General features: G+C 39.5%; 8 protein-coding genes. 5 read left to right on the top strand and 3 right to left on the bottom strand.

Features of this window, described 5'->3' with window-relative positions:
* Positions 1–104: 104 nt before the first annotated feature.
* Complete coding sequence (petJ, locus tag RS893_RS14905; protein ID WP_315784118.1) at positions 105–449, top strand: cytochrome c6 PetJ; 345 nt, start codon at positions 105–107, stop codon at positions 447–449.
* A 45-nt stretch (positions 450–494) separates the two neighbouring features.
* On the opposite strand, the gene RS893_RS14900 is transcribed toward petJ, so the two are convergent.
* Positions 495–2,024: a hypothetical protein gene (locus RS893_RS14900; protein WP_315784115.1), complete on the bottom strand. Its 1,530-nt coding sequence runs from the start codon at positions 2,022–2,024 to the stop codon at positions 495–497.
* A gap of 859 nt (positions 2,025–2,883) precedes the next feature.
* Between RS893_RS14900 and RS893_RS14895 the strand changes: the two genes are divergently transcribed.
* The 3 genes from RS893_RS14895 to RS893_RS14885 all read left to right on the top strand — a co-directional run bounded on the left by RS893_RS14895 (position 2,884) and on the right by RS893_RS14885 (position 7,732).
* Positions 2,884–3,969 (top strand): serine/threonine-protein kinase, encoded by a 1,086-nt coding sequence (locus RS893_RS14895; protein WP_315784112.1) that lies wholly within the window; start codon positions 2,884–2,886, stop codon positions 3,967–3,969.
* Positions 3,970–4,482: 513 nt separating this feature from the next.
* The gene (locus tag RS893_RS14890; protein WP_315784108.1) at positions 4,483–6,522 is read left to right on the top strand and encodes a serine/threonine-protein kinase; all 2,040 of its coding nucleotides are present in this window, start codon (positions 4,483–4,485) and stop codon (positions 6,520–6,522) included.
* Between the two features lie 157 nt (positions 6,523–6,679).
* Positions 6,680–7,732 (top strand): WD40 repeat domain-containing protein, encoded by a 1,053-nt coding sequence (locus RS893_RS14885; protein ID WP_315784105.1) that lies wholly within the window; start codon positions 6,680–6,682, stop codon positions 7,730–7,732.
* Positions 7,733–7,962: 230 nt separating this feature from the next.
* Here the strand turns inward: RS893_RS14885 and RS893_RS14880 are convergent, their stop codons facing one another.
* Entirely contained in the window at positions 7,963–9,297 is a 1,335-nt protein-coding gene (locus RS893_RS14880) for a peptidase (protein ID WP_315784102.1), read from the bottom strand.
* 551 nt (positions 9,298–9,848) lie between these two features.
* On the opposite strand from RS893_RS14880, the gene RS893_RS14875 reads away from it, so the two are divergent.
* Complete coding sequence (locus RS893_RS14875) at positions 9,849–11,915, top strand: serine/threonine-protein kinase (RefSeq protein WP_315784099.1); 2,067 nt, start codon at positions 9,849–9,851, stop codon at positions 11,913–11,915.
* 375 nt (positions 11,916–12,290) lie between these two features.
* Here RS893_RS14875 and RS893_RS14870 read toward each other — a convergent pair whose 3' ends face one another.
* The gene (locus RS893_RS14870) at positions 12,291–12,611 is read right to left on the bottom strand and encodes a hypothetical protein (RefSeq protein ID WP_315784094.1); all 321 of its coding nucleotides are present in this window, start codon (positions 12,609–12,611) and stop codon (positions 12,291–12,293) included.
* Between the last annotated feature and the right edge of the window lie 100 nt (positions 12,612–12,711).

The following is a 12,711-nucleotide window of genomic DNA, read 5'->3' as shown; positions in this document are numbered from 1 at the left end:
AAAATCCAAAATTGGTTGGCTCTACCTTGAAAGCTTTTAGCAACCATAGAATATTACTGAAAGGATTTTTTCAGGGGCTAAAAGCTTATCCCAAGGAGATTATTTTGAGAATTATATTATTAATTTTGCTATTTGCGATCGCGCTGTTATTTTTTATATTTATCAGTCCAGCACAAGCAGCCGAAACATCTGATGCTGCCAAAATATTTAATTCTAATTGTGCTGCTTGTCATATTGGTGGTGGTAATATTCTTATCGCTGAGAAAACCTTGAAAAAGGAAGCCTTACAAAAATATCTGAAAAATTACAACACTGACTCTATGGCAGCGATTATTCACCAAATACAAAATGGGAAAAACGCCATGCCTGCTTTTAAAAGCAAGTTAAGCGAAGATGAAATCATCCAAGTAGCTGCCTACGTTTTTCAAAAAGCAGAACAGGGTTGGTAGTATTAAATCAGTGATCACTGATCACTGATCACTGATCACTGATCACTATTGATTTGAGTTTTGTCTTTGCTGTTTAACTTGGCGCAATTGTTGTAATAGTTTTTTGTTGGGTTTTTGAGTGTTATTAACTTGCAACTGAGATGCTTGTGGGGTGGATTGAGCCTGATTTGTTCCTACTTGCGCTGGTGATGTTGTGGGTTTTACAGTCGTTTGTATGGGTTGCTGCTGTTGAGGTAATTGTTGATTTTGGGAAAGCGATCGCAAACGCTGCTGTAAATTTTGTTGCCCGCTTGGAGATGACTGTGTTTTACTTGTTTCCAAAATCGGCAATTTTTGAGGAACTAATGCAGGCAATTTTGGTGGAGTAGCAGCTGCGGGAGTGATGTTACTATTTGGTAAGAAAGAGAGCCTGAATGGATAGTACTGAGGTTTACCATTGGCCTGCACAGGATTCTTTTGGAAATAATCTCTAAAGTATTCCCGTGCTGCAACTTTCAGGCTAGATGAAACTGAATTGTCCAGAAACTCTATAGAATCAACTTTGCCGTCTGTGTAAACTAAACCACCTTCTATTTCACCTTGCTGTCCTCTTTGACCACTAACAGTTTCGGAGATAAGTTTTTTGGTTTCAATGTTGGGATATTGATCCCTTACTTTGCGTAATTGATCATTTAAAGAAGTGATTTTCGCGATTTGCTGCGCTGTCACCTGGGATGTTGTCGGTGCTGGTGGTGTCAATTCAGGCTTTTGAGGCGTAGGCTGTTGTGGTTGCCATTGTGGTAAGCTTGTACCCCCCATCGCTAAGTTGTCTCCTGGTTGCGGAGTGCCACTAGGAGCCACAAATTCCTGATTTGGAAGCCCTGGTGGAGTATTAGGGTTATTTGAAGAGATGGAAGTCGGGGTATTAGGCAGATTGCTGGGTATGTTAGCAGCCTGTAAATCTGGCAAATTTGTGGGGTATACGGAGTTAGACGTGTTGACAGAAGATGGTAGCGGTTGCGGTTTTCCTAAGCCAATTTCATCTTGCAAACGAGTAACCTTCCTGTCATTGACACGCGGAATAGTTGTTGTGTCGTTCTGGCTGACATCATACTTTGGTTGAAGTTGGAAGTTTTGTTTTTGAGCTACCTGCAACTGATTCTTTTGCGGTAGGGGCAGGATTCTAAGTCGGTTAGGAGATAAGGGAACAGAGGTTAGTGGTGGTTCAACCAAAGAAGTTGTTGGTGGTTGTGTCGGTAAGGGTGTTGATTTGAACGCAAAGTTGGGGAAAGGAGGAACTTGCGCTTGTACAGGAACTTGCCCAGCTTGGGGTAACTGTGCCTGTAAGGGAATTCCTGGTTGCTTAGGAAGCCCAGATGTAGTTGTTTGCGGTAGACGGTTTTGATCAGCCTGGTTTAATTCAACAAGTCCGACGGCGGTTTTTGGTGATTTTATCTCTTTTGGTTTAGTTTCCAGTTGCATCCACGGCAGAAATAAGGCGATTACACCGTGGATACCAACAGAGGCTAATACTGCTATCCCTGTTGGCTGACTAATGATTTCTGGTATGGTTTTTAATATGGAGACGTATGACATAGCTGTTCTCGTTCACTCGGCTTGATTGAAGTAAGCTAAAAAACTTATATTTTTGACCACAGTAATAACTTCAGTAAGTGCGTTCCTCTATAAATAATAACTTCCTACACCATCAGGCAAAACAGGAAAGCTGCAACGTCTTAAAAGTGATTTTATTAAAATTGATCTAACATTGTACTAGAAATTCTCTTCTGTCAATGCTTATCTTCAAAAATAGTTATTTTTAAGTACTCTACAATCATTAAGGTTGTCAGAGCCAAAAGACACAGTCAAGCTGATATTGGCTAATAAAGTCTAAATTGGCAAAAAGAGAAAGAAAAAGTTTTACTTTGTAATTGCAAATACAAACATACAAAAGCTCCTCAATAATAACAGTTGTTAGAGGTGCTTAAGTATAACTTAATCTTTTCAGGTTGGCTGAAAATATATTCAACAAGCAGTTAATATCAGTTTCAAACTTTATGCCTGTAAAGTAAAACTTCTCCTCAACTAAAGGTGCTTCTGTTGTAGTAGGCTACCGTGTATACAACAATTTTTCTAAATTAGAAGTTTGCCCAGGTCAGGATTTGACAAAGATACAGTCAGAATACTGGCACAAATAAAATTTTGTGGTTACATTAAAAACATTCTTGGTAACTAAGTCAATTATCAAGATTGGGTGAGGTGAGAACCTCATTATTTAAAAGCGATGAATAAAACGGCACGTCACCTGCTAATTGGTAATAGGTAATTGGTAAGAACTTGTTCTAATCTTTCCAACCACCAATTGACAATTAACAACTACCGGAACAACCGCGCTATTAAATATTGGGCGAATCACCCTCATTCGGTTTTTCATTCTCAATTCCCTTGTTGTGCAATGAATCGCTTTTCTTCTGCTTCCAAGACATCAAGTTTTCATGCAGACATTCTCAAGAAAACTCAGATTGGTCAACTTTGTGGTTGTTCAAAATTATTTCGCGATCGCTACGAAATTTTACGCATTTTGGGTAGAGGTGGTTTTGGCATCACGTTTTTAGCTAAAGATGCAGTATTACCCGGAAATCCTTTATGTGTAATTAAACTGCTTTGTCCGAAAGTGACAAGTCACCAAAGCCGAGAACGCGCTTGTAGGCATTTTAAAAAAGAAGCAAAAACTTTAGCTCAACTTGGTAGCCATTCCCAAATTCCCATGCTTTTAGACTATTTTGAGGTCAATGGGGAATTTTATCTAGTTCAAGAATATATACATGGTGTGAATTTAGCATGGGAAGTCAAACGTAAAGGCCCTAAAAGTGAAGCACAGGTGAAGCAGTTTCTACGAGAACTACTATCAGTATTGCATTATGTTCACAAACATCATGTTATTCATCGAGATATTAAGCCTCATAACTTACTGCGTTGTGAGGACGATCAAAGATTAGTGCTAATTGATTTTGGTGCAGTCAAAGAAGAATTACTAGATGCCGCAGACGGAATGACTGAAATCAATCATACACATTTTGTGGGAACGATGGGATTTGCACCACCAGAACAATTTTCCCTACATCCTGTCTATGCTAGTGATATTTATGCTGTAGGTGTCACCTGTCTTTATCTGTTAACAGGAAAATCACCTTTAGAATTTGACCAAGATCCAATTTCCGGTGAAATTAGTTGGCAAAAACAAGTTAAAGTTAGCGAACATTTGGCTCTAGTTTTAAATAAAATGCTCAAATTTTCTTTGGATGAGCGTTTTCAGTCAGCAGATGAAGTGATGTGGACTTTGGGTATGGAGTCCTACGTGCCAACTTTAACTAGCTGTTTAACTAACCAAAGGCTGGGAAGTGCAACTAAAACTACCAACAAACTTGCTGATGCATACTTGCCACCTGTAGCAAGAACTGCAAGCGCCATTCGGGAGTGGCAAGCAAAACTCAAGGCCCGCAAATCTATTGAACAAAGAAATATTTATATATCAAATTAATCTTCCAACAATATAAATTAATCAACAAATAAATGCATACTATAGACGCTAGTTTGAAATTTCTGAAGCGACAGTAATAAATTAATATCATTTATTGTGCTTAATTACTGATTACTAGCAATCTCAATCATGAATTTGGTCAATCAAGTCCTGTTAGCATTTCTTTGGAGAAGCTGCGCTAAATTCTCGCTATACCTCTTCGTATTTTTTGTGTCCTACCCTACGGGAAGCCTATGAGCGCGTCTATTTGGTTCGTTTTTATTTACTGCGCGTCAGCCCATTTTCATACAGAATTGGTATGATGTATCTAATATATCAAGCCTTGACATTGTAAAATTCTGTGATGACATAACTTGATATTTACTTAATCTATTAATCTACTAGCTTGCAGTCAGAAAAGGTACAAAATTTTTAATATAAATTTAGTATAATACAAGAGATTATTAGTCATATACAAAAATTTTCAGGGCATCCTTAATCTCATTTACCATGCAGTTGTACCTCTTGTAATCAATGATCTGCTGCTTAAATCCTGATTGCCCACATCCCCTTAATCCTGATGGAAAGGAGTTCTGCCAAACTTGTAACAGTCCACTCGTGCAACTGTTACGGAAGCGCTTTCGTGTTATCCGGGTGCTTTCAGATGAGGGTGGATTTGGTAGAACCTATTTGGCAGAAGATATAGATAAACTTAATGATCGCTGCGTTATCAAGCAATTAGCACCAAAATTCCAAGAAAGCTGGGCCCTTTCCAAAGCAATGGATCTATTTCAACGAGAGGCACACCGGCTACAACAACTCGGAGAACATCCGCAGATACCAACTTTATTGGCTTATTTTGAAGAAAACACATACCTGTATTTGGTGCAGCAGTTCATAGATGGACAAAACTTATTAAAAGAGTTGCAACAAAAAAGAGGATATAGTGCCAAAGAAATTCGAGAAATTTTGTTAGATTTACTACCTGTTCTTAGATTTATTCATGAACGAGGAGTTATTCATAGAGATATCAAGCCACAAAATATTATCCGCCGTAAAAGTGATGGACGTCTATGCTTGATTGATTTTGGTTCTTCCAAGCAATTAACGGCAAAAGTACACAAACAGATTGGTACTTCCATTGGTTCACATGGCTATTCAGCGATTGAACAAATCAGAGATGGGAAAGCCTATCCAGCCAGTGATTTGTTTAGCTTAGGGGCTACTTGCTTTCATCTGCTTACAGGAATTTCCCCTTTTAAACTCTGGACAGAATATGGCTATGCCTGGGTGCAAGATTGGCAACAATATTTGAAAAGTCCGATCGCTAATGAACTGGCTAGAGTTATTGACAAGCTATTAGCAAAAGATATTCAGCAGCGCTATCAATCAGCAGAACAAGTTCTCAAAGACTTGATGCCGAAGCAACTATCAGATCAAAAAACACTAGTTGCTAACTCATCAGTAATATTACCACCTACTCAACCACCATTTGTACCAAGAAAATATGCACTGCTGAGAAATTTATTCTTGGTTAGTTCTTTTGTCATATTGGTAGTGTTGGGTGAATTTTTTTATCGGCAGTCTCATCACTTTAATATCTCTGTTTCTTCTCGTTTTGGTCAATCGGACGACACCTCAACAAATACTGAAGCCATTCTTCCCCAATCTTCTAAACTACCTTTGGGGAATTTTTATTTAGCGCATACTTTCAAGTCGCCCTCGAAATCGGTTTTGTCTGTTGCAGTTAGCCCAGATGGTAAGACAATTGTCAGCAATAGTGGCAACAGCATTAAACTCTGGAGTTTAGCTACCGGACAGGAAATTATTACTCTCAAAGGGCATAGCGATCGCGTTAATGTTGTTAGCATCACCCCAGATGGGCAAACCTTGGTCAGTGGTAGTGAGGACAAAACCATCAAACTCTGGAATCTGGCCAGAGGACAGGAAATCCGAACTTTTGAAGGACACACGAGTTCAGTTCATACCCTTGCTATTAGCCCTGATGGCAGTATTTTAGCTAACGGTAGCGATGACAATACGATTAAACTGTGGGATTTAACAACAGGTCAGGAAATCCACACTCTCTATGGTCACACTTCTTGGGTACGAGCGATCGCCTTCAGTCCGGATCAAAAAACTTTAATCAGTGGGAGTCGCGATCAAACTATCAAAATTTGGGATGTGGCAACCGGAAACCAAATCCGTACTCTTACCGGACATACTCAAACTGTAACATCGCTCGCCATCACGCCGGATGGGAAAACCCTGATCAGTGGTAGTGATGATAAGACCATCAAAATTTGGGATTTGACAACCGGGAACCTAATTCGTACCCTCACAGGTCATTCTGGAGGAGTTCGGTCTATTGCCCTTAGCCCTGATGGTCAAACTCTAGCTAGCGGTAGTGGCGACAAGACTATTAAATTGTGGAATCTAAAAACAGGTGAAGAAATTCGCACCCTAGCAGGACACGGCGACGGAGTTCAATCTCTGGCTTTTAGTCAAAATGGCAACATTCTTGTCAGTGGTGGTTTTGACAACACCATCAAAATTTGGCGAATCTCAAGTTAATCATTTTTTTACATATAAAAAGTAATGTTAAAGATTCGCCAATAAATCTGAAAAGTTATTCATCCAATGGGTAAATAAATTTATCCCCACAAAAATATATACAATCTCTGGTTTGTGAATTTCACAGCGTGAGACCTAAGCAACTGCTGAATTTGTAATGTCTGTACAAATGAGTTACTCAAAAATAAAAATTTTAACGGGTGCGGCGATCGTGCTTTTAGGAGCTGGAGGAACTTGGCTGTGGCAGTCTGCCCCAGGCGTAACCAGCTTATCTGCTCAAAGCACTAATCAGCTAGATAAATCGGCGTGGGTAAATGTTGGGATTGGTGACGCTCTTACTCTCAAAGGACATGCCAACTCTGTTTGGTCTGTCGCAATTAGCCCTGATGGGAAAAAAGTCGCTTCTGCAAGCACAGACAAAACTATCAAAATTTGGGATCTGGCAACAGGAACAGAGTTACACACCTTGAAGGGGCATTCTCAATGGATCAATTCTGTTGCTATCAGTCCTGATGGCAAAATGCTTGCTTCCGCCAGTGCAGATAATACCATCATTCTTTGGGATTTGCCAACAGGAAAATTAATTCGTACCTTAAAAGGACATTTAGCTTCGGTTCAGTCTATCGCCTTCAGTTCAGATAATAAAGCTTTAGTCAGTGGCAGTTGGGATCAGAGCATTAAACTGTGGAATGTAACCACAGGAAAACAAATTCGCAGCCTGAAAGGAGATTGTGATGTAGTAGATGCGATCGCCATTAGTCCCGATGGGAACACGATCGCTAGTAGTAGTTATTTTGATAACGCTATCAAAGTGTGGAATTTAAAGACAGGAAAACAAATTCGTGTGTTGAGAGGTCACGAACAGGCAGTTCATTCCCTTGCTTTTAGCCCTAATAACAACACTCTAGCAAGTGGTAGCTGGGACAACACGATCAAACTGTGGGATTTGAACACTGGTAAAGAAACCTACACATTCACAGGGCATACCAACAAAGTCTGGTCTGTCAGCTTTAGTCCGGACGGCAATACTTTGGCTAGTGGCAGTTGGGACAAGACCATCAAACTTTGGAATGTAAACACTGGGCAAGAAATTCGCACCCTTGCTGGACATGACGACAAAGTTTGGTCTATCGCCTTTAGTAGTGATGGTACTTCTGTTGCAAGTAGTAGTCTTGACAAAACGATCAAGATCTGGCGGGTGTCGCAATGAAAGAGTTAGTGGTTAGTGGTTAGTAGTTGGTTGTTAGTTGTTAGTTGTTAGGCATTTATGAGAAAGCCTCACAAACCTTGCCGTAACAATATAACTCCTTCTACACCTTTACACTCATGTTCAAGTTAGTAGTTGGTTGTGGATGATTTATTGTTGATCTTTTACCACTAACCACTAACTACTAACTACTAACAGTCTCCCTGAAAAAACTTTTGTCTACACTGCCTAAATTAAAAAACAGTCAATCGATATCTACCTGTTCGTTGAGGAACAGAGGAAATTACCACAACATAGTAAGTGTCATCTTTAGGTAACTTAGCTCGATCAATCAGGGCGGTGTATCTACCATCTTTGTCATTATCTGCGGCAATCACTTGACCTCTAGAATTGAGTAGGACGATATAGGGAGGAAACTGTTCTAGGACGCTATCTACACGTATGCTCACAAGTTGGTCTTTTTTGCCTTCAAACTTAGAAACATTGTAAAGGCTGCCATTTTTTCTAAGGCTAGAGCCATTTGCCGTTAATTGATCTGATTCATCAAGAGTATAACTAGCTCTGTCGTTCCTTAAAGCCAAACTATAGCGTCCTATTTCACCAGGATTACGGCTAGTGACTGCGATTGTATAAACACCTCTCACAGGAAGTCTGACAAACAAAAATGCATCTTTAGCTTCCCCATTACTACCAGTTTCCCCACTACTTCTTTTAGCAAGAACGTTATTGTTGGGGTCAAGCAAAATCATAAACGGATTGAGGTTCAGATTGCCAGAACGGCGTTGATCAGCACTACCCACAAGTCTGATTTGAATTAATTGATTTTCTCTGCCCTCAAACTGATAAAAATGAAAATACCTGCCTTGGGATTTAAAGTCACCTGGTGCTAAGACACCTAATTGAATGTCTACAAAGTTAATTGGTCTGGCGTTAGGTATTTTGCTGCCAGAAACAGGTGATCCACCAGAATTCCTATTATTGTTTGTACCCTGATTGTTAGTTGGCTTGGGAGTCCTAGAACGTGTAGAATTCGCAGGACGAGAATTCGGCTGTGGTGCTGGTTGAGTATTGGTTGGTTTAGGTGTATTCGGTGTAGAAGGGCGGTAAGTAGGTTGTGGTGCTGGACGATTACTCGGAGGAGAAGGACGATAAGTAGGCTGTGGTGCTGGACGATTACTTGGAGGAGAAGGTCGGTAAGTAGGCTGTGGTGTAGGAGTTGATGCTGGAGTCGGAGTTGGGGAACCAGTACCGGAAGGCTGTGGTGTAGGAGTTGATGCTGGAGTCGGAGATGATGTGGGTGTGGGGGGGATGGGAGACTCTACTGGTGGATTAGTTTGAGCAGGTGTAGACGGTTGCGTAACAGGAATCTGCTCGATAGCTTGTTTTACTGCTTCTGGCTCTCTTTCATCTGGTGTTTTGGCAATATTGAATTCTCCCGATTGTTTTGGAATCTCTAAAGCATTGATAGGTAGAGCATTATTTGTAATCAACAAACTACTACTAAGAGAAATAATGAAAGCCAAATCAAATTTATTCCCAAAATTTTTGTTGCTTTTTCTTTTGAACATATCACTCCTCAAAATGCTGATGTATAGATATTAAAACCTCTATTTTTGAGTTTAAAACTGCTAGACTTTACTAAAAACTATTTTGGCTTTGATATTAATTTTAGAGACCATTTGAATAATATTTGAGAGTAGCATGACTTATTAATAAGATATGACTTAGAGGAAATACCTTCTGTTTTTACTACTTTAGATAGTTGCTCTTATAAAATTTTAAATGCAGTAACAATACAACTTACGGTGTATTGATTTTGCACAGACTTTATCTTACTAAAGCGGTATTTCTGAAATTTTTAACTGACATCGGTAAAAGCCTATTAAAAATATTCTTTACGTACTTCTTTCGCAGTATACAATTTGGGTACACAAGCGTACTTATCGCAGTGGGTGTTCTGCTAGTAACCATGATTATAGAAAAATGTCTATACTTTAATTTTAGATTGCTTAGTTACCAGTAGATTTCTTCCTGAGTCAGAAAGTTTATTTTGGCAACTTAATAGCAAAATGATACGACATGAATTAATATATACTCAAGCTGCAAATTTATTTTTAGTATGATTTGCTGCCTGAATCCCGAGTGCCAACATCCTTTAAATCCTGATGGTAGCCAATATTGTCAGAGTTGTAAAACACCACTAGTACCTCTGCTGAGAGGTCACTATCGTGTTATCGAAAGATTGTCTGTAGAAGGTGGATTTAGTATCACCTATCTAGCGGAGGATATCGACAAACTAAATGAAAAATGTGTTGTCAAGCAATTAGCGCCAAAAGTCAAAGATACGGGGGCGCTAAAAAAAGCGGTTCAGCTTTTTGAACAAGAAGCTAAACGATTGCAAGAGTTAGGAGAACATCCACAAATTCCCCATCTGCTAGCTTACTTTGAGCAAGATAGCTATTTATATTTAGTACAGCAATATATTGATGGACAAAATTTACTCAAAGAATTGCAGCAGCGAGGTAGATTTGGCGAAAGGGAAATTCGAGAACTTTTACTAGATTTACTGCCAGTCCTCAAATTTATCCATGATCGCGGAGTAGTTCATCGAGACATTAAGCCTCAAAACATTATTCGCCGTAAATCTTTGCATCCTTCCTTAGAAAGAGATGCAAAAGGGGAGCTAGTATTAATTGATTTTGGAGCCTCGAAACTGCTGACCACAACAGTACAGCCAAAAATGGGAACAACTATCGGTTCACACGGCTACACTCCCATTGAACAAATGCAGGATGGAGAGGCTTATCCAGCGAGTGATTTATTTAGTTTGGGGGCTACTTGTTTTTACCTGCTAACTGGAACTTCTCCATCCAAATTGTGGATGCACCAAGGTTATGCTTGGGTATCATCTTGGTGGCAATATTTTAGTACTCCTAGTAGGGGTGGACTTGCCCTTTCTATGGAATTGGGTAGGGTTTTAGATAAGCTACTAAAGATAGAGATTCAAGAACGCTATCAATCAGCCGATGATGTGATTAAAGATTTATCACGTCAACTACCGCCATTACCAGAACTTGATGAAACCATACTGTCAGGTTCGCCAGAAAATAGAGGCGGATTTTTTGCAAAATCAAGTAAACAACTAAAAAATCGTCTGTTAGTTAATGCTGTGATTGTCATCTTAGCATTAGCAGGGGTTTGGTATTTTCAATCTCGCCAACAGACAACTCTGTCTTCTGATTCTGTTCCACCTCAAGATATTATTGTCCAAAACTCTGACGAACCCAGCACTTTGAAAGGACATGCCAGTGATGTTAATTCTGTGGCTTTTGATGCGGATGGACAAAAGCTGGCTAGTGGTAGTGATGACAAAACTATTAAGATATGGGATTTAGCAACCCAAAAAGAAATTCAGACTTTGAAAGGACATTCCGAATGGGTTTGGGGTGTGGTCTTTAGTCCAGATGGGCAAACTCTTGCTAGTGCGAGTGCAGATAAAACAGTCAAATTATGGGATCTAGCAACTGGCAAGGAAATTCGCACTTTTAAAGGACATAAAGCAGGGGTAACATCTGTAGCCTTTAGTCCAGATGGGCAAACTCTTGCTAGTGCTGGCTTAGACAAGACAGTCAAATTGTGGAATGTGAGAAGTGGAAAAGAAATTTGTACTCTTACTGGACATGCTGGGGCGATCGCTTCTGTAGCTTTTAGTCCCGATGGGCAAACTGTTGCCAGTGGTAGTTGGGACAAGACGATTAAACTATGGAATGTCAATACTGCCAAGAATATCCGCACCTTGAAAGGACACTCTGATTTGATTATTTCTGTAGCTTTTAGTCCCGATGGTACTAGCCTAGCTAGTGGCAGTAAAGACAAAACTATTAAACTGTGGGACTTGGCAACAGGAAAAGCAACTCTAACTCTAAAAGCGCATACCGATAAAGTCAATTCCGTTGCCTTTGTACCTAACACCGCTAAAAATAAGTCTTTAGAAACAGTCAGACTTGTAAGTGGTAGTAGTGACAATACGATTAAACTGTGGGATTTGAAAACAGGAAAAGAAATTCGTACTCTCAAAAGAGATTCTGGTTATATCTATTCTGTTGCCATTAGTCCAGATGGGCAAACAGTTATTGGTGGGGGTAGTGCAGATAATATTATTAAGATTTGGCGAGTGCAGAATTGAGTTTGGGGATTGGGGAGACAAGGGAGACAAGGAGGACAAGGAAGAGTGGTATTTTATTGTTTACCCTTTGCGCTTTAATCTTTTTCCAGCTTACACCCATCAAACTAGGTTTGGTGAAGTATCAATTCCCAATCCTAAATTTTGCCTGGATCAATTAGCTTGCTAGGTCTATTTTAGGTTAGTCGAATGGGTATTGAGAGCGATCGCACTCTAGCAATCAATCCTATCTGCTTTGTGAGAGGAATTTGAAACCCAATTACACGGCGTATTAGTTGAGCTAGGTAAATAAAGATTAACAAAAAATCACCAGCTTTTACACTAGTGATTTAGTCATGAGTAAAATCGCAATAAAATTAAACACTTTTACTAATTGTTCTAATTTCCAATTCCGAAGTCTGTTGGTTGAATAATTATGGGATTTGCCCCCATATCTAGAATATCCTGTTGCGTTTGTAATCCCCTTTGCCAAATATAATATTGGGCATTCCTTGTATCTCTCTGTTGCTTAATTTGAGCGACTCTATAACAATATTCAAGGTCTTGATTGTCCAATTGTCCCGACTGATATGCTTCGACGCACTGATCATAAACATCATCAAGGTCGTCAGCTTGCGCCATACCTGCATATAAAAGAGAAAGGCTAACTCCAACAGTTGCTATTAAGGTTGTTACAGCCAAAAAGCGAGACTTTAACATTTTGATATTTCCTATTCTAGGAGAACGGACAGAAGTTACTACAAGGAAATTTTTATAAATTCTAGGAAAATCTGTTCACAAATCAAATAGGAATGCTACA

Source organism: Fischerella sp. JS2 (assembly GCF_032393985.1).
GTDB lineage: Bacteria > Cyanobacteriota > Cyanobacteriia > Cyanobacteriales > Nostocaceae > Fischerella.
This window is presented reverse-complemented; position numbering and strand designations above follow the sequence as displayed.